Origin of the sequence: Pseudomonas viciae, assembly GCF_004786035.1 — a bacterium.
Classification (GTDB): domain Bacteria; phylum Pseudomonadota; class Gammaproteobacteria; order Pseudomonadales; family Pseudomonadaceae; genus Aquipseudomonas; species Aquipseudomonas viciae.
The window spans coordinates 4,600,001-4,620,768 of sequence record NZ_CP035088.1 but is presented as its reverse complement, the minus strand read 5'-3'; the positions used below and the strand labels follow the sequence as shown (position 1 = coordinate 4,620,768).

22 protein-coding genes and 1 rRNA gene (1 of these 23 cut by a window edge) are annotated in these 20,768 nt (G+C 60.8%); 9 read left to right on the top strand and 14 right to left on the bottom strand.

What is annotated here, in order from left to right; all coding sequences use genetic code 11:
* The first annotated feature begins 95 nt into the window (after positions 1-95).
* Together acnD and prpF are read left to right on the top strand one after the other, a co-directional pair.
* Positions 96-2,687 (top strand): Fe/S-dependent 2-methylisocitrate dehydratase AcnD, encoded by a 2,592-nt coding sequence (gene acnD / locus EPZ47_RS20045; RefSeq protein ID WP_135846390.1) that lies wholly within the window; start codon positions 96-98, stop codon positions 2,685-2,687.
* A 42-nt stretch (positions 2,688-2,729) separates the two neighbouring features.
* The gene (prpF, locus tag EPZ47_RS20040) at positions 2,730-3,923 is read left to right on the top strand and encodes a 2-methylaconitate cis-trans isomerase PrpF (protein WP_135846389.1); all 1,194 of its coding nucleotides are present in this window, start codon (positions 2,730-2,732) and stop codon (positions 3,921-3,923) included.
* Positions 3,924-4,042: 119 nt separating this feature from the next.
* Here the strand turns inward: prpF and EPZ47_RS20030 are convergent, their stop codons facing one another.
* The 10 genes from EPZ47_RS20030 to soxR all read right to left on the bottom strand — a co-directional run bounded on the left by EPZ47_RS20030 (position 4,043) and on the right by soxR (position 11,446).
* Positions 4,043-4,936, bottom strand: coding sequence for a metal ABC transporter solute-binding protein, Zn/Mn family (locus tag EPZ47_RS20030; protein ID WP_135846388.1), 894 nt, complete (start codon positions 4,934-4,936; stop codon positions 4,043-4,045).
* Positions 4,937-5,836 carry a metal ABC transporter permease gene (locus EPZ47_RS20025; protein WP_135846387.1) on the bottom strand — a complete coding sequence of 300 codons (900 nt, stop codon included), beginning with the start codon at positions 5,834-5,836 and terminating at the stop codon, positions 4,937-4,939.
* Positions 5,836-6,588, bottom strand: a complete 753-nt coding sequence (locus EPZ47_RS20020; protein ID WP_135846386.1) for a metal ABC transporter ATP-binding protein — start codon at positions 6,586-6,588, stop codon at positions 5,836-5,838. Before EPZ47_RS20020 ends, EPZ47_RS20025 begins: the two co-directional genes overlap by 1 nt.
* Complete coding sequence (locus EPZ47_RS20015; RefSeq protein WP_135846385.1) at positions 6,585-7,514, bottom strand: metal ABC transporter substrate-binding protein; 930 nt, start codon at positions 7,512-7,514, stop codon at positions 6,585-6,587. Before EPZ47_RS20015 ends, EPZ47_RS20020 begins: the two co-directional genes overlap by 4 nt.
* 34 nt (positions 7,515-7,548) lie before the next feature.
* Positions 7,549-8,124: a DUF6162 family protein gene (locus tag EPZ47_RS20010; protein WP_135846384.1), complete on the bottom strand. Its 576-nt coding sequence runs from the start codon at positions 8,122-8,124 to the stop codon at positions 7,549-7,551.
* Entirely contained in the window at positions 8,121-8,447 is a 327-nt protein-coding gene (locus EPZ47_RS20005; protein ID WP_135846383.1) for a hypothetical protein, read from the bottom strand. The genes EPZ47_RS20010 and EPZ47_RS20005 overlap by 4 nt, the downstream gene beginning before the upstream one ends.
* Positions 8,444-8,983, bottom strand: coding sequence for a thiamine pyrophosphate-binding protein (locus tag EPZ47_RS20000; RefSeq protein ID WP_135846382.1), 540 nt, complete (start codon positions 8,981-8,983; stop codon positions 8,444-8,446). The genes EPZ47_RS20005 and EPZ47_RS20000 overlap by 4 nt, the downstream gene beginning before the upstream one ends.
* Entirely contained in the window at positions 8,980-10,194 is a 1,215-nt protein-coding gene (locus tag EPZ47_RS19995) for a PepSY-associated TM helix domain-containing protein (protein ID WP_135846381.1), read from the bottom strand. Before EPZ47_RS19995 ends, EPZ47_RS20000 begins: the two co-directional genes overlap by 4 nt.
* 235 nt (positions 10,195-10,429) lie before the next feature.
* Positions 10,430-10,888, bottom strand: a complete 459-nt coding sequence (locus EPZ47_RS19990) for a VOC family protein (protein ID WP_135846380.1) — start codon at positions 10,886-10,888, stop codon at positions 10,430-10,432.
* A 105-nt stretch (positions 10,889-10,993) separates the two neighbouring features.
* Positions 10,994-11,446 carry a redox-sensitive transcriptional activator SoxR gene (soxR, locus tag EPZ47_RS19985; protein WP_135846379.1) on the bottom strand — a complete coding sequence of 151 codons (453 nt, stop codon included), beginning with the start codon at positions 11,444-11,446 and terminating at the stop codon, positions 10,994-10,996.
* Positions 11,447-11,542: 96 nt separating this feature from the next.
* On the opposite strand from soxR, the gene EPZ47_RS19980 reads away from it, so the two are divergent.
* From EPZ47_RS19980 to EPZ47_RS19960, 5 genes are all read left to right on the top strand, one after another.
* A complete protein-coding gene (locus tag EPZ47_RS19980) occupies positions 11,543-11,908 on the top strand; it encodes an antibiotic biosynthesis monooxygenase (RefSeq protein WP_135846378.1) in 366 nt (121 codons plus the stop codon).
* Positions 11,909-12,024: 116 nt separating this feature from the next.
* Positions 12,025-12,291, top strand: coding sequence for a hypothetical protein (locus EPZ47_RS19975; RefSeq protein WP_135846377.1), 267 nt, complete (start codon positions 12,025-12,027; stop codon positions 12,289-12,291).
* 102 nt (positions 12,292-12,393) lie between these two features.
* Positions 12,394-13,008 (top strand): LysE family translocator, encoded by a 615-nt coding sequence (locus EPZ47_RS19970; RefSeq protein WP_135846376.1) that lies wholly within the window; start codon positions 12,394-12,396, stop codon positions 13,006-13,008.
* A 159-nt stretch (positions 13,009-13,167) separates the two neighbouring features.
* A complete protein-coding gene (locus tag EPZ47_RS19965; protein ID WP_135846375.1) occupies positions 13,168-14,334 on the top strand; it encodes a cysteine desulfurase family protein in 1,167 nt (388 codons plus the stop codon).
* Between the two features lie 50 nt (positions 14,335-14,384).
* Positions 14,385-16,193: an aminopeptidase P family protein gene (locus EPZ47_RS19960; protein WP_135846374.1), complete on the top strand. Its 1,809-nt coding sequence runs from the start codon at positions 14,385-14,387 to the stop codon at positions 16,191-16,193.
* Positions 16,194-16,202: 9 nt separating this feature from the next.
* On the opposite strand, the gene EPZ47_RS19955 is transcribed toward EPZ47_RS19960, so the two are convergent.
* Both EPZ47_RS19955 and EPZ47_RS19950 read right to left on the bottom strand, forming a co-directional pair.
* Positions 16,203-16,793, bottom strand: coding sequence for a 2-hydroxychromene-2-carboxylate isomerase (locus tag EPZ47_RS19955; RefSeq protein WP_135846373.1), 591 nt, complete (start codon positions 16,791-16,793; stop codon positions 16,203-16,205).
* A gap of 34 nt (positions 16,794-16,827) precedes the next feature.
* A complete protein-coding gene (locus EPZ47_RS19950; protein ID WP_135846372.1) occupies positions 16,828-17,556 on the bottom strand; it encodes an SDR family oxidoreductase in 729 nt (242 codons plus the stop codon).
* An 89-nt stretch (positions 17,557-17,645) separates the two neighbouring features.
* Between EPZ47_RS19950 and EPZ47_RS19945 the strand changes: the two genes are divergently transcribed.
* On the top strand, positions 17,646-18,215 hold the full coding sequence (locus EPZ47_RS19945) for a TetR/AcrR family transcriptional regulator (RefSeq protein ID WP_135846371.1): 570 nt from the start codon (positions 17,646-17,648) through the stop codon (positions 18,213-18,215).
* Between the two features lie 8 nt (positions 18,216-18,223).
* Here EPZ47_RS19945 and EPZ47_RS19940 read toward each other — a convergent pair whose 3' ends face one another.
* Together EPZ47_RS19940 and rhtA are read right to left on the bottom strand one after the other, a co-directional pair.
* Positions 18,224-18,505 (bottom strand): hypothetical protein, encoded by a 282-nt coding sequence (locus tag EPZ47_RS19940; RefSeq protein WP_042729241.1) that lies wholly within the window; start codon positions 18,503-18,505, stop codon positions 18,224-18,226.
* 168 nt (positions 18,506-18,673) lie between these two features.
* Positions 18,674-19,561 (bottom strand): threonine/homoserine exporter RhtA, encoded by an 888-nt coding sequence (gene rhtA, locus EPZ47_RS19935; RefSeq protein WP_135846370.1) that lies wholly within the window; start codon positions 19,559-19,561, stop codon positions 18,674-18,676.
* A 671-nt stretch (positions 19,562-20,232) separates the two neighbouring features.
* Here rhtA and EPZ47_RS19925 point away from each other — a divergent pair.
* Positions 20,233-20,768: ribosomal RNA gene (locus tag EPZ47_RS19925) — 16S ribosomal RNA — on the top strand; it runs 1,001 nt beyond the window's last position.

The window sequence follows — 20,768 nt, the reverse complement described above, 5'->3', positions numbered from 1 at the left end:
CGCCTTCGCGAGCAAGCCCGCTCCCACAGTGGACCGAGTTCACTTCAGTGGCTGCGCCAGCCCTTTCTGAAACCACCGTGACCCGAGTCCTGACGATGAACACAGAATTTCGCAAACCGCTGCCCGGCACTTCGCTGGATTATTTCGACGTTCGCGGGGCCGTGGAGGCCATTCGGCCCGGCGCCTACGACGGTCTGCCGTACACCTCCCGGGTGCTGGCGGAAAACCTCGTGCGACGTTGCGACCCGGCCACGCTGGGCGAGTCGCTGCTGCAACTGATCGAACGCAAGCGCGATCTGGATTTCCCGTGGTTCCCGGCCCGGGTGGTCTGCCATGACATCCTCGGCCAGACCGCCCTGGTGGACCTGGCCGGCCTGCGCGACGCCATCGCCCTGCAAGGCGGTGACCCGGCGCAGGTCAATCCGGTGGTGCCGACCCAATTGATCGTCGACCATTCCCTGGCAGTGGAAAGCGGCGGTTCCGATCCTCAGGCGTTCGCCAAGAACCGCGCCATCGAAGACCGGCGCAACGAAGATCGTTTTCACTTCATCAACTGGACCAAGAAAGCCTTCAAGAACGTTGACGTGATTCCGCCGGGCAACGGGATCATGCACCAGATCAACCTGGAAAAAATGTCCCCGGTGATCCAGCAGCGTGACGGCGTGGCATTCCCCGATACCTGCGTGGGCACCGACAGTCACACGCCCCACGTCGATGCCCTCGGCGTGATCGCCATTGGCGTCGGAGGCCTGGAAGCCGAAAGCGTCATGCTCGGTCGCGCCTCGTGGATGCGTCTGCCGGAAATCATCGGCGTCGAGTTGACCGGCAAACTGCAACCGGGCATCACCGCCACCGACATGGTGCTGGCGCTGACCGAATTCCTGCGCAAGCAAAAAGTCGTCGGCGCCTGGTTGGAGTTCTTCGGCGAAGGCGCCAGTGCCCTGACCTTGGGCGATCGCGCGACCATTTCCAACATGGCTCCGGAATACGGCGCCACGGCGGCGATGTTCTACATCGACCAGCAAACCATCGATTACCTGAAACTCACGGGTCGCGAAGACCAGCAGGTGCAACTGGTCGAGACCTACGCCAAGCAGGCCGGCCTGTGGGCCGACACGCTCAAGGGCGCGCAATACGAGCGTGGCCTGACCTTCGACTTGTCCTCGGTGGTGCGCAACATGGCAGGCCCGAGCAACCCTCACGCCCGTGTCGCGGTTGCGGATCTGGCCGCCAAAGGTATCTCCGGTCAGTGGGACGATGTGCCTGGGCAGATGCCCGACGGCGCGGTGATCATCGCCGCGATCACCAGTTGCACCAACACCAGCAACCCGCGCAACGTGATCGCTGCCGGCCTGCTGGCGCGCAACGCCAACCGCCTGGGCCTGGCCCGCAAGCCGTGGGTCAAGTCGTCCCTGGCGCCGGGTTCGAAAACCGTGGCGCTGTACCTGGATGAAGCGGGCCTGACGTCCGAACTCGAGAAGCTGGGTTTCGGCGTGGTGGCTTTCGCCTGCACGACCTGCAATGGCATGTCCGGTGCTCTGGACCCGGTGATCCAACAGGAAATCATCGACCGCGACCTGTACGCCACCGCTGTGTTGTCGGGTAACCGCAACTTCGACGGGCGCATCCACCCGTATGCCAAACAGGCGTTCCTCGCCTCGCCGCCGCTGGTGGTCGCTTATGCCATCGCCGGGACCATCCGCTTCGACATCGAGAAGGATGTGCTGGGCGTGGTGGACGGTCGGGAAATACGCCTCAAGGATATCTGGCCGAGCGACGAAGAAATCGATGCGGTGGTCAAGGCCTCGGTGAAGCCGGAGCAGTTCCGCCAGGTGTACATCCCGATGTTCGCCATCCAGGAAGACACCGGGCCGAAAGTCACGCCGCTGTACGACTGGCGCCCACAAAGCACCTACATCCGTCGTCCGCCGTACTGGGAAGGCGCGCTGGCCGGTGCGCGGCCGCTCAAGGGCATGCGCCCGCTGGCGGTGCTGCCGGACAACATCACCACCGATCACCTGTCGCCGTCCAACGCCATCATGCTCGACAGCGCCGCCGGCGAATACCTGGCGAAAATGGGCCTGCCGGAGGAGGACTTCAACTCCTACGCCACCCACCGCGGCGACCACCTGACCGCGCAACGCGCGACCTTTGCCAACCCGAAACTGTTCAATGAAATGGTTCAGGAAAACGGCAAGGTCAAGCAGGGCTCCCTGGCCCGGGTCGAGCCGGAAGGCAAGGTCATGCGCATGTGGGAAGCCATCGAAACCTACATGCAGCGCAAGCAGCCGCTGATCATCATTGCCGGTGCCGACTATGGCCAGGGGTCGTCCCGAGACTGGGCGGCCAAGGGTGTACGCCTGGCCGGTGTCGAGGCGATTGCCGCCGAGGGTTTCGAGCGCATCCACCGCACCAACCTGGTGGGAATGGGCGTGTTGCCGCTGGAGTTCAAGCCCGGCACCGACCGCAAGACTCTGGGCATCGACGGCAGCGAAATCTATGACGTGATCGGCGAGCGCACCCCGCGGGCGACGCTGACGTTGGTCATCACTCGCAAGAACGGCGAGCGCGTCGAAGTGCCGGTGACCTGCCGCCTCGATACCGCTGAAGAAGTGTCGATCTACGAAGCCGGTGGCGTGCTGCAGCGTTTTGCCCAGGACTTCCTTGAATCGGCGGTTGCCGTCTAAATCACAGCTGCGGACACCTTGCGTGTCCGCTTGAGGAGCATCATGGCTCACGCACCGCAAATCAGAATACCCGCCACTTACATGCGTGGCGGCACCAGCAAAGGCGTGTTCTTCAGCTTGCAGGACCTGCCCGAAGTGGCTCGCGTCCCAGGCCCGGCCCGGGATGCCTTGCTGCTGCGGGTGATCGGCAGCCCCGATCCATATGAGAAGCAGATCGATGGCATGGGCGGCGCGACGTCCAGTACCAGCAAGACTGTAATCCTGTCCAAGAGCACCCGGGCCGACCACGACGTCGATTACCTGTTCGGCCAGGTGTCCATCGATAAGCCATTCGTGGATTGGAGTGGCAATTGCGGCAACCTGTCGGCGGCGGTCGGTTCATTCGCCATCAGCAGTGGTTTGGTGGACGCCGCTCGCATCCCACAAAATGGCGTGGCCGTGGTGCGGATCTGGCAAGCCAACATCAGCAAGACCATCATCGCCCATGTGCCGATCACCGACGGCGCGGTGCAGGAAACCGGTGATTTTGAACTCGACGGCGTGACCTTTCCGGCGGCCGAAGTGCAACTGGAGTTCATGGACCCAGCGGCAGAAGAAGAGGGCGGTGGCGGCTCGATGTTTCCCACCGGCAACCTGGTGGACGACCTCGAGGTGCCGGGTGTGGGCACCTTCAAGGCGACCCTGATCAACGCCGGGATCCCGACGATTTTCATCAATGCCCGGGACGTCGGTTATACCGGTACTGAGTTACAGGGTGCTATCAACGGCGATCCCAAGGCGTTGGCCATGTTCGAGACCATCCGTGCCCACGGCGCCTTGCGCATGGGCTTGATCAAGCACCTGGACGAAGCGGCCCAGCGCCAGCACACGCCGAAAGTGGCGTTTGTCGCACCGCCGGCGGATTACATTTCATCCAGCGGAAAAGCTGTGGCGAGCGGGGACGTCGATTTGCTGGTACGCGCCCTGTCCATGGGCAAACTGCACCACGCCATGATGGGCACCGCGGCGGTCGCCATCGGCACGGCCGCAGCAATTTCCGGCACTTTGGTGAACCTGGCGGCGGGCGGTATCGAACGCAACGCCGTACGTTTCGGCCACCCGTCCGGCACCCTGCGCGTCGGCGCCGAGGCCAGCCAGGTCGATGGCGAATGGACCGTGAACAAAGCCATCATGAGCCGCAGCGCGCGGGTGTTGATGGAAGGGTTTGTGCGGGTGCCGGGGGATGTCCTGAACTGACATAACTACCTGTGGGAGCGGGCTTGCTCGCGATGAGGCCGGTACAGTCAGCATTGATGTCGCCTGACACACCGCTTTCGCGAGCAAGCCCGCTCCCACAGTGGAACGCATTCCTGCCGTCAGCCCCCTGTCAGCGTTGCGATGACCAGCCCCACATTATTTTCCAGCTCCGCCACGGGGTCAGCGGAGTCGGTGTTCAGCACCAGTAGCCGGCTGCCGCCCTCGCTGATGGCCGCCTTCACGGCATCCGAAGGCTGGCGATGATGCAGCACCAGCGCCACGTCGTTGTCTTTCAAGGTGGCGGTCAATTGCTTGAGGGCTTCGGCTGTCCAGTCGGCGTCGGGGCGGGCATCGGTGCTGATGCCGTCGAGGTTGAGCCCACTGATCAAATAACCCAAGTGCTCGCTCAGGCTGACCACGCTCAGATTGTCGGCACTGGCGAGCTGTTTTTCGCTGTCGGCGCTGAGTTTGAGCAGGCGTTGCTTGAGGGTCGCCAGGTTGGCGTCGATCTTCGGTTTGGCCGCCGGAGCCAGGCGCACCAGGTCGGCGGCGATCACATCGGCCATGCGTCCCAGGTTATGGCTGGCCATCCACGGCTGGCTCGCCAGGCCGTCGGCCATGCCCGGTTGCACGGCGATACCGGGCAGGGCGCCGTCTACCGGGCGGGCGGCGTCGACTTCGACGATGCGAATATTGCTGCGGCGGGCCATGGGGTACAACGGATCGTCCGGCCACAGCGAACGCAGGCCGATCACCCCGTCGGCCTCGCTGGCCAGTTTGCTCAATGTCGGCGCACCACGACCGCTGAAGTAGGCGCTCTGGCGGGTGCCGGGCAGATTCGCGGGCGCGGCCCGTTCCAGGCTGACGTCGGTGCCCTTGAGCAAGGCTTCGCTTAATCCGTAGGTGACCGGCAGCGATGCCAGCAGACGCACTTTTTCGCTGGCAAATGACGAGGTGATGGCCACGCTGCACAGCGCTACGGCCAGGGTCAGTTGTCGTAATGAAAAAACCATTTATCCAAGATTCCCTTTGAGGCTGGGGACGACGCCACGGGCGATGGCGCTCAGGGCGAAAGCGATGCCGGCTACCAGGATGATCGCGGCGCCGGACGGGATCGGCAGGTCGAACACAATTGGCGCGAGAATCCCGCACAAGGTGCTGACAGTGGCGATCAGCACTGAACACCAGAAAAAGCCTTTCAGCGATTGGCTGAGCAGGCGCGCCGCTGCTGCTGGAATCACCAGCAGCGCCCCCACCAGAATCGCCCCGATGACTTTCACCGCCGCCACGGTGATCAACGTCACCAGCACCACGAACAAATAATCCAGGGTCTTGACCGCCACCCCGCGTACCGCCGCCAGTTGCGGATTGAAGCTGGCGAGCATGATGCGGTTATAGAGCGGCAAGGCCAGGGCCATGACCAATGAGCCGACCACGGCCAGCACCAGCAGGTCATTGCCATTGACCGTCAGTACCGAACCAAACAGGACGTTCTCCAGAATGTGCACGTTGATCTTGCCCGCCAGGATCAGCAGCAGGCTCGCGCCCAGGGCCAGGGACACCGAGAGGAAGACGCCGATCAGCGTGTCCGGCGCCAGGCCGGTACGGTTGCGCAGGTAATTGAGCAGGATGCCGAACAGCAGGCAGTAACCGAACAGGCTGCCGTAAGGCCCGGTGTAGGGTTCGCCGAGCAGGATGCCGACCGCCACGCCGGTCAGCGCCGCATGGCCCACCGCCTCGGAGAAAAACGCGAAGCGCTTGACCACCACCAGCGTGCCGAGACCGCCCAGCACCGGGCCGATCAACAGCCCGGCCAGCAACGCATTGACCACAAACCCGTAGGCCAGCGCCTCGGGCAAGTAACCGGACGAGGCCCAACCCTGGACCATCAAGCGAAAGGCTTCATAACTCATCAGGCAGCGCTCCCATTCGTGCGTGGATGGGTGGAAAACAGCGTCAGCAAGCGCTCTGGGGTCAGGGTTTGGCGTGGCGGGCCGTCGAACAGCACTCGGCGGTTCAGGCCGGTGACACGGTCGGCCAGGCGCCCGACGGCTTCCAGGTCATGTTCGATCCACAGCACGGTGATGCCGGCCTGACGCCAGTCCTGCAGCAACCGTTCGAACACCTGGATGCCGGCCTCATCCAGCGCCGACATCGGCTCATCCAGCACCAGCAACTGCGGCGACGGAATCAGCCCCTGGGCCAGCAACACCCGCTGGCGCTCGCCGCCGGACAGCGCGCCCATGCGCCGCTTGCGTTTGTCCTGCATGCCCACCCGCTCCAAGGCTTGGCCGATGGCGCCGGCGTAATGCTTGCTCAGGCCGAGGAAGGCTGGGCGCCGCTGACACATCGCCGCCATGAAATCATCCACGGTCATGGGCAGGCCTCGGTCGAACTCCAGCGCCTGGGGCACATAGCCGATGACACCGGGTTCACCCGGCCATTGCAGGCTCAGGCGTCCCTGGTGCGGCATCTGTCCGAGCAAGGTCTTGATCAACGAACTCTTGCCGCCGCCGTTGGGGCCCACCAGGGCATGGATGCTGCCGGGCTGCACCTGAAACCCCACATTGTCGAGGATCGTGGTGCGGCCCAGGTTCAGGCTGACATCGGCGAACTCAATCAATGGCCCAGCGCGTTGCAGAGTGAGGGTTTCCTGGATGGTCATGCGCCGGACTCCTGGATCGCCCGGACCACGGTGTCGAGGTTGCCGGCCATTTCCTTTTCATACTTCTCGGCACTGTAGTCGCCGTAGGAAATGTGCGAGAGCGGGTACAGCTTCACCCCCGATTCACGCTGGATGGTGTCGACGTAGGTGGACGGAAAATCCATTTCCGAGAAGATCACTTTCACGTCCAGCTCGCGCAATTGGTCGATGGTTTTCTTCAGCTGGCTGGGGCTCGGCTCGATGCCGTGGGCGGGCTCGACCACGGCGGTCACTTCCAAGCCGAATTCGCGCAACAGGTAGTCGTAGGCAGCATGCACCGTGGCGACCCGCAGTTCGGCATTGGGTGCCTGGGTCAGCTTCGCCAGGGCGGCGGCACGCATCTGCCGCAGGCGCTTGCCGTAGGCGCGGGCGTTCTGGGTGTAGGTCTTGGCGTTGTCCGGGTCGAGCTTGCCCAGCTCCCGGGCGATGTTATTGACCTGGGCAATGGAGGCGCTGATAGACAGGAACGTGTGCGGGTTCACGACCTTGCCTGCGCCTCGGGCCGCCGTGCCGGTGGCGGCGAGCAGCGGCACGTTCTCGTTGGCCTCGATCACTTTCACGTTCGGGTTTTCGCTGGCGGCGATCATGCGGTCGGCGAAGTCGTCGTGACCCACGCCGTTGAGCACGATCACGTCGAGTCCGCCGATGCGCTTGATGTCCTCGGCCCGTGGTTCGTAGGCATGGGGGTTGAAACCGGCCGGGATCAGCGGCACGACCTCGGCCTTGTCGCCGACGATGTTCGCCACGTAGCTGTAATAGGGGTGCAGGGTGATGCCGATGCGCAGGCGCTTGGCTGTTTCGGCGCTGGCCTGCGAGGTGAACAGGCAGGCCAGCAGGCCGATCAACAGCAGGCGCAGCAAGGGGCGGCGTTGAGATGCAATAGGCATGGGCGAAGGGTCTTCTCTCGAATAAGGCTTGGGATCAGTGCCGGTGCTGGCGGGTTACGCCAGCGTCGAATTGCGCGACGATCTGTTGCCAGCCGGCGGCGGACAACGCGGAATCGTCCAACACGGCGGGGGCAGCCAAACCCTTGCTGCGATTGAGCCAGATGTCGGGAGCGGCGTCGGATGCTTCGCCGATGCGCATCAGAAACGACCCGGCGACGGATGAGTTGCTGCTCGCGCCGAAGTAGGCCCGGTCTTCCAGTTGCTGCCAGGCATGGCCGCCGCGGCTGACAGAACTGGCGTCCTGGGCGAACGGGGCAAAGCCTTCATCGGCCAGCGTCTGTGGGCTGGGCAGGGCCTGTTGTTCTTCGCGCAGCAGGCGGATTTCATCCAGGGTCACCCGCAGATCGGCATAGATGCCTTGTTCGGCGGCGCTGAGATCGCGGCGGGCATCGAGTTGGTTCGTAGCGAGGTGGCCGGTGTCTTCGGCTTCGCCGTGCCAGGCCACAACCGACCCGGCCACCAGCACGATGATCAGGCACAGCAGCAACACATACAGGGTTTCATGGCCCGCGCCCGCGGGGCGGATGACTTGGGTGGTGGGATCGTTCATGGGGCCTCGATATCGGCTTGGTCGATTTCCACCACGTGGCCGGGGCCGGCGTCGAAGAGCACGTAGAATTCGGCGTTCGGTTTTTTGAAGGTCAGCGTCGAATCGGCGCCGAGCTTGCCCGGTACCAGAATGGTTTCGTCATAGCCGATCACGTCCAGCGTGACTCCAGGCGCACCACTGCCATCGGAAAAACCACCCGTGCACTGGATCTGCTCGGCGTCGATGGCCTTGCATTCGCACATCGGGTTGTGGGCCAGGGCGCTGCTGGCGAAACCGGCGCAGAGCAGCAGCGCCAGGCTGTTGAGAGAGGCGCGGGGGGTCATGGTTGGGCTCCTTGGGTTTTCAGCCAGGCAATGGTGGCGGGAGAGGCCTGGCTCAGGGGAATGGCGGCTTGGTGCATCGAGCCGTCCCAGCCCTCGAGGGTTATCCACAGTTCGGCGTCGAGCGGGGTCTTTTGCGGCACCGGCAACGAGGCTCCCATGCGATAGGGCGAGCCGAAGAAAATGACCCCGGCGGCCCGCAGGCTGCGGGGCTTGCCGATACGCAGGTAGGTGGCCTTGACCTGGCCGATGCAGCGTTCGCAAAGGGCCGCATTGAAATGTTTCATATACCTGGCCGGGCCGTCGGGGCGGGGGGCTTCGTTGCGAAACTCGGCAAGACGCAGGCTCCAGGGGCCGACCTGGACTTCGCCGACCTCCCGTTCGCCAAGCCCGGTATCCCCGCGGAACAGTGCCGCTTCCGAGAAATACTTGGGCATGAAACCCAGGGGAATCAGCAACAACAACACGTTGAGGTGGAAGCGCCATTTATGCCAGAACAGACTCAGGCGTGACGGCGAGGCCGTGGTGGACGGATTCACAGGTTGCCCTCCGGTGATTCACGGTGGATGGACGGCTGCGGTGATCGTGCAATTCGAGCTGCGCGGGTGGGTTTCTGACTGCGCTTGAAGGCATTGGCGGTGGCCAGGGCTGTGCGCTTGGTCCAGATCAGCAGCCCGCTGAGGACCATCATGCTCAGGACCAAACCGAAGAAGAACCAGATGAGCTTGATCCAGAGGCCGCCGAAATCCCCGGTGTGCAAGGGGCGCATGGATTCGGTGACGAACTCCAGCGTCGTGCGGTCCGACAGCAGTCGCGAGGCGGCCACGTCACCGTTGTAGGGGTTGATGGTGGCAGTCTGGAACATCAGCGGATACCAACCGCGGCCGCCGATTTCCAAGTGGCTGTAGGCGTTGCCGGGCAGGCTGACGAAACTCGCTTCCAAGCCCGGGATTCGCTGCTGGGCGATTTCGATCGCGCGGTCCAGGTTCAGTTGCGGGGGCGCAAGAGCATCGGCTGACAGCGGAACACTTTCACGCGCCACCACCGGAATGACCGGCGCGCTGGAAATGGAAATCTGATTGTCCGACAGCAGGGCTTCGATCAGGAACCAGGTGCCGGTAATGGAAATCACCGCGATGAACCAGATCGACCAGATACCGCTGAGCCGGTGGAAATCGCCCCAGAAGATCCGTGCGCCGTGGCGGATCCGCAGGGTCGGACGGAAAAAACCTTTCCAGAAACGCTTGTAGACCACCAGCCCGGTTACCAGGGAGGCCAGCAACGGCAACCCCAGCAAGGACACCAGGTACCAGCCCCAGCTGTAGCCGTTGGTGAACGGCACCAGCCACCAGCCATGCAGGGCGCGGGTAAACCCCCTGAAGTTGAACGCCGGCGCCGAGCCTTGGATGACGCCGCTGTAAGGGTTGACGTAGACCTTGTCGGGGCGCCCGTCGGGGTAAGTCACGCCGACCTCCAGCGCAAAATGCGACTCGTCTGGACGCACGATGCTTTGCACCTGGGTCTGCGGCTGGGCTTGTTTGATGGCGGCGATGACCTGGTCATAGCTGAGCAGCGGCGCATCGTCCGAGGGTTTGCTGGCGCGCATCTCAGGGTTGACCAGCCAGACGATCTCCTGGCTGACCACCGCCAGGGTGCCGGTCACGCAGACGATGAGCACGAAAAACCAGATGGGCAATGCCAGCCAGCTGTGGACCAGGAACCAGAGTTTGGAGCGGGACTTCTTCGACATGATTGAACGTCTTGATTCGATGAAAGGTTCCGGATTACGGGCTTCGCAATCCCATGAACCTTGAAAAGCCGACCGTGGCTTTTGCCGACGCGGTCTGCTGCATCTAATTAAGACGAACGAGCAACTGAAATCCTGAAGCGGAAGATGAAAGAAAATGTTTCGCGTTTGCCATCCCTGTTTTTGTGGTGAGAGAGCAAGCTCCCTCACCACGGGGGCCAGTTAGCCTTGGGGCACGTCAGCCCTGTTGAAACATTTCTCGGGCCCGCTGTTCGATCTGCTCCTGGGTCAGATCCTCCTTATGGGTGGCCAGGAACCACACATGCCCATAAGGGTCTTTCAACGTCCCGGTGCGGTCACCATAGAACTGATCCTTGACCTCGGAAATCACCGTGCCACCGGCGTCAATTGCTTGGGCAAAGGCGCTGTCCACGTCTTCAACATATAAATGGAGGCCCACCGATGGCGATTGGTCCGGGCTGCTCAGAGGGCCTTGATCGCAAGGCGTGCCGAGCATGATCGGGTAGCCGTTGATCCGCAGCTCGGCATGCCCGATGCCGCCATCGGGCATGGCCAGGCGCATGACTTCGGTGGCATTGAAGGCTTTTTTGTAGAAGTCGATGGCTTCGGCGGCTTTTTGAATGCCCAGGTAGGGCGTGATGTTATTGAAACCTTCGGGAGTGGATTTGACGCCCATGACGTTTCTCCTTGTTGTTATGGGAGGCGAAGAGAGCCTTCGTCGATTTGCGCCCATCCACTATAGGACAGCGACCCGGGATCAGCTCCTGGCCCGACGAACGTCTTACGCCTGGCCCAGCAGATGCGCGCCCGGCCCGCGCTTGCCCAGCACATCAGCCTGATTGCGCAGCGGGCACGCTTCCATCGACAGACAACCGCAGCCGATGCAACCGTTGAGCCGATCGCGCAGCAGCATCAATTGGTTGATGCGCTCATCCAGCTCCCGGCTCCACTGCTGCGACAGAGTCTTCCAGTCGGCGGCCGTTGGGGCGCGGTTGTCTGGCAGGGTTTTCAATGCTTCGCCGATTTCAGCCAAGGGAATGCCCAGGCGTTGGGCGACCTTGATGAGTGCCACACGGCGCAGCACTTCCCGCGGATAACGCCGCTGATTGCCTGGGTTGCGCGTGCTTTTGATCAACCCCTTGGATTCATAAAAGTGCAGGGCCGTGATCGCCACACCGCTGCGGGCGGCCAGTTGGCCGACGGTGAGCTCCTTGTGGACATTTATCTGCGTCATCGCCTGAATTACTCGCTTGACCTCTAGTTAACTAGAGGTTTTACCCTGCACGCCTTCGGATCGCAAGATTCGCTTTACGAGCATCGGGGACCTTTCATGCAATCGCCAAGGAACAATCGCAGCTTCACCCAACTCATGGCGTTCGACATCGAGCCGCAATGGCTGCAGGCGCTGGTAACGGCCCTGTCGGAGCAGACCGAGCGCCTGGCGCGGGACCATAAGGGCTTTCTGAGTGCCAGTATCCAGGCCAGTGAAGACGGCCGACGCGTCCTCAATTACTTGCAATGGCAAACCCGAGAGGCGGGCGAGGCGGCGTTTCGAAGCTTCGAAAGCGGCGAGCAGGATTTCTGGCGGCTGATTCAGGCTCACCGCGCCAAAGCCGTGACATTTGGTTCGTTTCAGGTACTGCACAACATCGAGCGCAGCCTGGACAACGCGTTGCACTGCCAGTTAGTCGATTGAGCGCAACAGGTGATCCGAGGGGGCGATACCCACTATCAAGAGGGTTGATTTCTGCCGTGCGGGGCCGGCGAGTAGCCTTTGTTCATCGCCCAACTTCAGAACACCGGACACCCGCCATGAACCGTACCCTTGCCGTTTTGCTGCTGTTGACTGCCACCGTATTGAGCGGTTGCGCCGCCTCGTCTCCAGAGCTGCGCCCGTACACCGCCGACGAAACCCGTGAATTGGCCCTTGAAGCCTTGAATCGCCGAGGCCTGTCGTTCGACGAATATCACGCGAAAAAAGCCGAGTTGCTCGGTACGGCGCAAAAAAACGTGGGCTTCGACGATCAGGGCCAGATGAGTGCCGAGCAGGTCGTGCAGCAACCAGGCCGGTCAAGCTGAGAGACTGTACTGCTCGAAGTTTTGCCCAACTGTCCATGGGTTTGCGCCAGGACGTGGGGTAGGGTCATGACTTGACTGACTGCCCCGATGGATTGACCTGCCATGACCCTTTCGCTTGACCTGTTGCTGGGCTTCGCCCTGTTTGCCCTGGTGACCTCGATCACGCCTGGCCCTAACAACACCATGTTGTTGGCCTCGGGTGTCAATTTCGGTTTCAACCGCACCATCCCCCACATGCTGGGCATTACTTGCGGCTTCTTTTTCCTGGTGCTGGCGGTGGGCCTCGGCCTGGGCGCGGTGTTCCAGACTTACCCGTTGCTTTACACGCTGCTACGTTACGTCGGTGCGGCGTACTTGTTGTACCTGGCGTGGAAAATTGCCCACTCCGGCCCGGTCTCGGAAAACCAGGCAGGGGAACATACGCCGATCAGTTACTGGGGCGCAGCGGCGTTCCAGTGGGTCAATCCGAAGGCTTGGATCATGGCCATTGGTGCCATCAGCACTTATACGCCGCTTCAAGGTTATTTCTTCAATGTGGTGGTGATTGCGTCGGTGTTTGCCCTGATCAACCTGCCGAGCGTCAGCCTGTGGGTGATCTGCGGCAGTCTGTTGCGCAATTTGCTGCGTGATCGTCGCTGGCTGCGCTTGTTCAACTGGGGCATGGCGCTGTTGTTGGTCGCTTCCCTGTATCCGTTGTTGCTCGAAAGCATCCGCTGAGGGCTGAGCTTCGACGCGATGCCTGCTAAGCTCGCTGTCCAGGAGCGTTCCTACGCACTTTTAAACGAAGTCCGACTTCTTTAAGGTCTTTGATCAGGTATTGCTAGTCTCGAACCCAACGAGGGCGCCTGATCCCGGAGCAGGCTCTGCGAGTTTCCCATGAATAAACGTCCTTTATATTTCGATTACGCCGCCACCACGCCGGTGGATGAGCGGGTTATCCAGGTCATGGTCCGATGCCTGGGCTTTGACGGTAACTTCGGCAACCCGGCCTCCAGTTCCCATGCTTTTGGCCAGGAGGCCCGCCGCTCGGTGGAACGGGCGCGCCAGCAGGTGGCGGAACTGGTGGGCGCACAGTCCGAACAGATCGTCTGGACATCCGGCGCCACCGAATCCAACAACCTGGCCCTCAAAGGTGTGGCCCAGGCGCGCAGTGGTTCCGGCGGCCATGTGATTACCAGCCTGATCGAACACAAGGCGATTCTCGATACGGCCCGGCAGCTTGAGGACAGTGGTGTCGCGGTGACTTGGTTGGCGCCGGACGCCGAGGGCCTGATCAACCCGCAGGCTGTTCGCGAGGCGTTGCGCGAAGACACATTCCTGGTGTCGCTGATGCTGGTGAACAACGAGTTGGGCACCGTCAATGATGTCGTCGCCATTGGCGAGATCGTTCGCGAGCATGGCGCGCTGTTGCATGTGGACGCGGCCCAGGGCTCTGGCAAGGTGAAGATTGATCTGGCCCGCTGGCCGGTGGACCTGATGTCCTTTTCCGCCCATAAAGTCTACGGGCCCAAGGGCATCGGTGCGCTTTACGTCGGCGAGCGTGCCCGCCCGCGGCTGTCGGCGCAGATTCATGGCGGCGGGCACGAAGGTGGTTTGCGTTCCGGCACTTTGGCGACCCATCAGATCGCGGGCATGGGCGCCGCATTCGAACTGGCGGCTCAGTCTTTTGACGATGAGCTCGCTAAAATCGACCGATTGCGCAATCGTTTGCTCGAGCCGCTGTTGGCCTTGCCCGGTGTGCGTATAAACGGCAGTGCGACCCAGCGAATTCCTCACACCCTGAGCCTGACCTTCAACGAAGGTGAGTTCAACCCGGCTGCATTGGGCGCGTCGATTGCATTTTCCGCGACCTCGGCCTGCAACTCGGCGAATAACACCCCGTCTCACGTGTTGCTGGCCTTGGGGCACGATGCCCGCGCGGCCGGACGGACCATTCGTTTGAGCCTGGGCCGTTTTACCAGCGAGCAGGATATCGACGAGGCCGTGCGGTTGATCAAGGCTGCGTGCGCGACGGCGCCGGCATTCTGGGTCACGACCCCTTAAACCGAGCGTCTTCGGCAACGAACAACAATTATTAATGAACAGGAGAAACGATGAGCACCGAGTCTTTGACCCATGGACTGGTTCCCCAGCGCCTGGCCCGAATCCGCCAACTAATGAGCCGTGAGGGTATTCACGCGCTGCTGGTGCCATCGGCTGATCCGCATCTGTCGGAGTACCTGCCGGGCTATTGGCAGGGGCGGCAATGGCTGTCGGGGTTCCATGGTTCAGTGGGCACCTTGATCGTGACCGGCAGTTTCGCCGGCGTCTGGGCCGACAGCCGTTATTGGGAGCAGGCCACCCAGGAACTGGCGGGCAGTGGCATCGAGTTGGTCAAGCTGGTTCCGGGCCAGCCCGGGCCCTTGGACTGGTTGGCCGAACAAACGCCTGAAGGCGCAGTGGTTGCGGTCGACGGTGAGGTCATGGCCGTAGCATCGGCGCGGACCCTGGGTGGCAAGCTTGAGGAGCGAGGCGCGCGGTTGCGCACCGACATCGACCTGCTCAAGGAAGTCTGGACCGATCGCCCAAGCCTGCCTGATCAACCGGTCTACGCGCACTTGCCACCCCAGGCGACCGTCAGCCGGGTCGAGAAGCTCGCCAAGCTTCGCGAATCTCTCAAGGACCGCGGCGCCGACTGGCATTTCATCGCCACGTTGGATGACATCGCTTGGCTGTTCAACCTGCGTGGCGCGGACGTGTCCTTCAACCCTGTGTTCGTCTCCTTTGCTTTGATCAGCCAGCAACAGGCCACGCTGTTCGTCGCCCTGGACAAGGTTGATGCAGCGCTGCGGGCCGTTCTTGAGCAGGACGGCGTGACCCTGCGCGATTACAGCGAAGCGGCCGCCGCGTTGCGTGAAGTGCCGGGTGGGGCGACTCTGCAGATCGATCCGGCGCGGGTCACGGTTGGCTTGCTGGATAACCTGGGCAGCGGCGTGAAGCTGGTCGAAGGACTCAATCCGACGACGTTGGCCAAGTCCCGTAAAAGCCTGGCCGACGCCGAGCATATCCGCCGGGCCATGGAGCAGGACGGCGCGGCGCTCTGTGAGTTCTTTGCCTGGCTGGAAAGTGCCTGGGGCCGCGAGCGAATCACCGAACTGACCATCGACGAGCACCTGACTGCGGCCCGCACCCGTCGGCCGGATTTTGTCTCCCTGAGCTTCAACACCATCGCCGCGTTCAATGCCAACGGCGCGATGCCCCATTACCACGCTACGCAAGAATCCCATGCAGTCATCGAAGGTGATGGCTTGCTTCTGATCGATTCCGGGGGCCAGTACCTCGGCGGCACGACCGACATCACCCGCATGGTGCCGGTCGGAACACCCACTGCCGAGCAGAAGCGTGATTGCACCCGCGTGCTCAAGGGCGTGATTGCCTTGTCCCGGGCCAAGTTCCCACGGGGCATTCTATCGCCCTTGCTGGATGCCATCGCCCGCGCGCCGATCTGGGCCGAGCAGGTGGATTACGGCCACGGCACCGGGCACGGCGTTGGTTATTTCCTCAATGTTCACGAAGGTCCGCAAGTGATTGCCTATCAAGCCGCCGCAGCGCCGCAAACGGCGATGCAGGCGGGCATGATCACTTCCATCGAACCGGGTACTTATCGTCCGGGCCGTTGGGGCGTGCGCATCGAGAACCTGGTGTTGAACCGCGAGGCGGGAAGCAGTGAGTTCGGCGAGTTTCTCGCGTTTGAAACCTTGACCCTGTGCCCGATCGACACCCGCTGCCTGGAGCCATCGTTGCTGAGCCAGGACGAAAAAGACTGGTTCAACGCCTACCACGCCGAGGTCCAGCGTCGCTTGAGCCCGTTGCTGGAGGGCGACGCGCTGCAATGGCTGAACACGCGGACAATGCCGATCTGAAGTAAGGGATCAGGCCAGGGCTTCACGGACGAAGTCCAGCCGATCCTGACCAAAGAACAGCTCGTTGCCGACGAACATGCTCGGAGCGCCGAATACGCCCCGTCGAATGGCTTCTTCGGTGACGGTCTTGAGTGCGTCCTTGACCTGTGCGTCGGTCGTCAGGGCCAGCACATATTCGGGATCGAAGCCGCCTTCATCCAGCACCGCTGCTACCGTCGCCGGGTCGTTGAGGTTACGGGCGTCCACCCACAGGGCGCGGAACAGGCAGTCGATAAAAGCCTCGAAACGTTCAGGATGGCGCAGTTGCATGCCCGTCACGGCGCGCATCAGTAACAGCGTATTGATAGGGAAGTGGGGATTGAGCTTGAAGGCGACACCATAGCGCACGGCGAAACGATTCAGATCCTTGAATAGATAAGGCCCCTTGGCAGGTACGGTAACGGGTGATGCATTGCCGGTGGCCTTGAAGACGCCGCCGAGTAGCATTGGACGGTAGATCAGTTTGCTATTGGTCTGTGTACAAAGCGCGGGTAACTGGGTGTAGGCCAGGTAGGTGGTCGGGCTGCCGAGATCGAAGAAAAATTCTACCGATTTGCTCATGGTATCTGCTCTCTTGTTGTTGTGAGGGGAGGGCTTACCAGCGTTCGCTCCAAGGGCGCAGGTCTAGCTCAAAGGTCCAGGCGTCGCGAGGTTGGCTGTGCAGATACCAATAGTTGTCGGCGATGTGATCGGGATCGAGGATGCCGTCCTCATTCTTGGTTGCATATTTTTCCGGAAAATTATCGCGGATGAAGTCCGTGTCGATAGCACCGTCCACCACCACATGGGCTACGTGAATATTCATCGGTCCCAGTTCACGAGCCATGCTCTGGGCTAATGCCCGGATGCCGTGTTTGGCGCCTGCGAATGCGGCGAACCCTGAAGCGCCGCGCAACCCCGCTGTTGCCCCGGTAAACAGAATCGTCCCGCGCTCGCGCTTGACCATGCGCTTGGCCACTTCCCGTGCATTGAGAAACCCGGAGAAGCAGGCCATCTCCCAAATCTTGAAATATTTGCGCGCGGTTTCTTCGAGGATGCTGCAAGGCACGTTGGCACCGATGTTAAATACAAAGGCTTCAATCGGGCCGATCTGGTCCTCGATTTCTTCGATCAGCGCGATCACGTCGTCTTCTTTTCGGGCGTCGCAGGCAAAGCCGTGGGCTTCGCCGCCCTGGGCGCGGATCCCCTCAACCAAGGGCTCGAGTTTGTCGGCGCTACGGCGGGTCACACAGGCGATAAAACCTTCCTGGGCAAAACGCTTGGCAATCGCGCCACCCGTGGCATCGCCCGCGCCAACAACCAGTACGACCTTCTTGTTATTCATGATTAGCCTCATTGGTAAACGATCGTTAACTAAACGGACGTTATGCTAAGATCCGGCGAGCGTCAAGGTGAGCAATTAGAGGCAGGACTATGCGTTATTCAGCCAATCACAAAATGGAAACCCGAGAAAAACTGCTTTCCAGCAGTGCCGAATCTGCCAAGAAATCGGGGTTTTCCACGGTCGGCGTCGATGGCTTGATGAAAGCGATCGGGTTGAGCGGTGGGGCTTTCTACAGCCACTTCTCATCCAAGGATGAGCTGTTCAAGGCTATTGTCGAGCGAGAGTTGGCCCAGAGCCTGGACCGCTTGAGTGGCGACAGTGCCATGGACGCGACAAAACTGGAGCGTTGCCTCAGGCAGTACCTGAGCATGAGTCACGTCGAGCAGCCGGAGGCAGGTTGTGCGCTGCCGGTACTGGGCGCCGAGATCGCGCGATCGGAAGTGCAGGTGAGGGAAGCGGCGCAGACGTGGATCTGTCGCTTGCATGAAAGCTGGGCGCAAATACTGGGAAGTGACAGCCTGGCCTGGGCCATCCTCTCGCAATGCGTGGGTGCGTTGGTAGTTGCGCGGATGCTCGCCACGCCAGAGGTCCAGCGTGATGTCCTGAAATCCAGCTACGACGAAATCAGTCGTCGTATGGCCGAGCAACGGGTTGACTGACCCGACGCCTATTTACAGATGACAATCATGCTGCGGCTGGTATAGCCGGCGGGGTTGAGTCCGAAGGGATAATCCCCCGGCTCCTCGACCGCGTCACCCGATTTGGCGATGACCTTGTAACCTTTGGGGGCACATGAGTTGGCGGCGCTGGCGGCGCACTGGTCCCAGGATGAAGAAAGTCCGGAGCAGTTGATGTGCAAACCCTTTTTACCGCGTTTGACTTCAGTTTTCGTTGTCGCCGCGCAGCCCGCAACTGCAAGTACGGCGATCAATATCAAAATTCGTTTCATTCCCGTCCTTATACCGTCGTGGATCTTATGCCCACCTACGGTTGCGTTCGCTTTCGCTTGAAGCGTTCATGACGTCCTGTATGAAAAAAGTCCATGTATGGCATTGGGTTACGGACCTAAACATGGCCTAAATGCGGGGTAAATACCAGTCCTTCGTTAAATCCTGCTTCAATCTGCCGCGACGGCGGGTTTTGCTGTGTTGCCCATGGTCAGTGTTGCGCCGACCGAGGCGAGGATGATGCAGGTAATGGCTGCCCATTGGGCCAGTGATAAGTACTCCTGGAGGAATACGAGCCCGGACAAGGCGCCGAATGCGGGTTCGATGCTCATCAAGGTGCCAAAGGTGCGGGCTGGCATTCGAGTCAAGGAGATCATCTCCAGGGTATAGGGCAGGGCCGTGGACAAGATGGCGACACCGATGGCGATTGGAATCAGGCTCGGTGTCAGTAGCGCAGCACCGGCATGAACAATACCTATAGGAGCGACGAAGAGGGCGGCGATCATGACGCCCAGTGCGGCGGTTTGCACGCCATTGTCTGCGCCGGCCTTTTGGCCAAATAGAATGTACAGCGCCCAGCAGACACCCGCGCCCAGTGCGTAGCCGGCTCCTACCAAGTCAATGCCGGCACTGGCGGCGCCGGTGGGGATCAACAGAAGCAGGCCAATCACTGCCAGGGCGATCCAGAGAAAGTCGATTGCCCGGCGGGAGGCGTAAATGGCTACCGCCAGGGGCCCTGTGAATTCCAGCGCTACGGCGATTCCCAGCGGAACGCTGCGCAGTGACATATAGAAGAGAAAGTTCATACCGCCCAAGGCCATCCCATAGACGATTACAGTGCGCAGGGATTGAGCGGTGAGCTTGGCGCGCCAAGGGCGAAGCAATATAAGCATGATGATGCTGGCAAAAATGAGCCGCAGGGTCGTGGTGCCTTGTGCGCCCACTATAGGGAACATGCTTTTGGCCAGGGAGGCTCCAGACTGGATGGAGGCCATGGCTATTAATAGCAAGGCAACCGGGTACAGGGTGGATGCCAGGCTGCGATGTGGGGGAGTCATTACGAAGTATCGTCCAGAATGAAGGCGGGGAGGGCTGATTTGCGCAATATACTGCGCATTCGAAACGCTTCCGTCTATATACAAGGTGGATTTAAATGGGAGAGGCACCTTATGGATAAAAAAACAAATTAAGGGTTGACGGCAAATTCTGGACGTCTATAATTCGCCCCACTTCCGGCGCAGTCGAAACGGAAAACTCCTTGAGTATCAATGAGTTACCATTGTTTTGAAGGTGTCGGGCTTCAGTTCATCGAAGCCAGGAAGGAGTTGATAAGGCGGTGTTGTTTGGCCTTGTCAGCGGTTCGATCGTCTCGGTCGAAAGCGGAGAAAAAGAGGTGTTGACAGCAGCGAGTAACGCTGTAGAATTCGCCTCCCGCTAACGAGAGATCGGAAGCGCAAGTGGTTGAAGTTGCAAAGGAAACTTTGAAAACTTCTTAAAATAACCGCTTGACAGATACACGGGGCGCTGTAGAATGCGCGCCTCGGTTGAGACGAAAGATCTTAACCAACCGCTCTTTAACAACTGAATCAAGCAATTCGTGTGGGTGCTTGTGGAGTCAGACTGCTAGTCAACAGATTATCAGCATCGCAAGTTACTCCGCGAGAAATCAAAGATGTAACCAACGATTGCTGAGCCAAGTTTAGGGTTTTCTCAAAACCCAAAGATGTTTGAACTGAAGAGTTTGATCATGGCTCAGATTGAACGCTGGCGGCAGGCCTAACACATGCAAGTCGAGCGGTAGAGAGGTGCTTGCACCTCTTGAGAGCGGCGGACGGGTGAGTAATGCCTAGGAATCTGCCTGGTAGTGGGGGATAACGCTCGGAAACGGACGCTAATACCGCATACGTCCTACGGGAGAAAGCAGGGGACCTTCGGGCCTTGCGCTATCAGATGAGCCTAGGTCGGATTAGCTAGTTGGTGGGGTAATGGCTCACCAAGGCGACGATCCGTAACTGGTCTGAGAGGATGATCAGTCACACTGGAACTGAGACACGGTCCAGACTCCTACGGGAGGCAGCAGTGGGGAATATTGGACAATGGGCGAAAGCCTGATCCAGCCATGCCGCGTGTGTGAAGAAGGTCTTCGGATTGTAAAGCACTTTAAGTTGGGAGGAAGGGCAGTTACTTAATACGTGACTGTCTTGACGTTACCGACAGAATAAGCACCGGCTAACTCTGTGCCAGCAGCCGCGGTAATACAGAGGG

Bases quoted from the DNA above. Each gene is read 5' to 3' on its own strand.
- acnD (WP_135846390.1), top strand. From the start codon at position 96: ATGAACACAGAATTTCGCAAACCGCTGCCCGGCACTTCGCTGGATTAT.
- prpF (WP_135846389.1), top strand. From the start codon at position 2,730: ATGGCTCACGCACCGCAAATCAGAATACCCGCCACTTACATGCGTGGC.
- EPZ47_RS20030 (WP_135846388.1), bottom strand. From the start codon at position 4,936: ATGGTTTTTTCATTACGACAACTGACCCTGGCCGTAGCGCTGTGCAGC.
- EPZ47_RS20025 (WP_135846387.1), bottom strand. From the start codon at position 5,836: ATGAGTTATGAAGCCTTTCGCTTGATGGTCCAGGGTTGGGCCTCGTCC.
- EPZ47_RS20020 (WP_135846386.1), bottom strand. From the start codon at position 6,588: ATGACCATCCAGGAAACCCTCACTCTGCAACGCGCTGGGCCATTGATT.
- EPZ47_RS20015 (WP_135846385.1), bottom strand. From the start codon at position 7,514: ATGCCTATTGCATCTCAACGCCGCCCCTTGCTGCGCCTGCTGTTGATC.
- EPZ47_RS20010 (WP_135846384.1), bottom strand. From the start codon at position 8,124: ATGAACGATCCCACCACCCAAGTCATCCGCCCCGCGGGCGCGGGCCAT.
- EPZ47_RS20005 (WP_135846383.1), bottom strand. From the start codon at position 8,447: ATGACCCCCCGCGCCTCTCTCAACAGCCTGGCGCTGCTGCTCTGCGCC.
- EPZ47_RS19995 (WP_135846381.1), bottom strand. From the start codon at position 10,194: ATGTCGAAGAAGTCCCGCTCCAAACTCTGGTTCCTGGTCCACAGCTGG.
- EPZ47_RS19990 (WP_135846380.1), bottom strand. From the start codon at position 10,888: ATGGGCGTCAAATCCACTCCCGAAGGTTTCAATAACATCACGCCCTAC.
- soxR (WP_135846379.1), bottom strand. From the start codon at position 11,446: ATGACGCAGATAAATGTCCACAAGGAGCTCACCGTCGGCCAACTGGCC.
- EPZ47_RS19980 (WP_135846378.1), top strand. From the start codon at position 11,543: ATGCAATCGCCAAGGAACAATCGCAGCTTCACCCAACTCATGGCGTTC.
- EPZ47_RS19975 (WP_135846377.1), top strand. From the start codon at position 12,025: ATGAACCGTACCCTTGCCGTTTTGCTGCTGTTGACTGCCACCGTATTG.
- EPZ47_RS19970 (WP_135846376.1), top strand. From the start codon at position 12,394: ATGACCCTTTCGCTTGACCTGTTGCTGGGCTTCGCCCTGTTTGCCCTG.
- EPZ47_RS19965 (WP_135846375.1), top strand. From the start codon at position 13,168: ATGAATAAACGTCCTTTATATTTCGATTACGCCGCCACCACGCCGGTG.
- EPZ47_RS19960 (WP_135846374.1), top strand. From the start codon at position 14,385: ATGAGCACCGAGTCTTTGACCCATGGACTGGTTCCCCAGCGCCTGGCC.
- EPZ47_RS19955 (WP_135846373.1), bottom strand. From the start codon at position 16,793: ATGAGCAAATCGGTAGAATTTTTCTTCGATCTCGGCAGCCCGACCACC.
- EPZ47_RS19950 (WP_135846372.1), bottom strand. From the start codon at position 17,556: ATGAATAACAAGAAGGTCGTACTGGTTGTTGGCGCGGGCGATGCCACG.
- EPZ47_RS19945 (WP_135846371.1), top strand. From the start codon at position 17,646: ATGCGTTATTCAGCCAATCACAAAATGGAAACCCGAGAAAAACTGCTT.
- EPZ47_RS19940 (WP_042729241.1), bottom strand. From the start codon at position 18,505: ATGAAACGAATTTTGATATTGATCGCCGTACTTGCAGTTGCGGGCTGC.
- rhtA (WP_135846370.1), bottom strand. From the start codon at position 19,561: ATGACTCCCCCACATCGCAGCCTGGCATCCACCCTGTACCCGGTTGCC.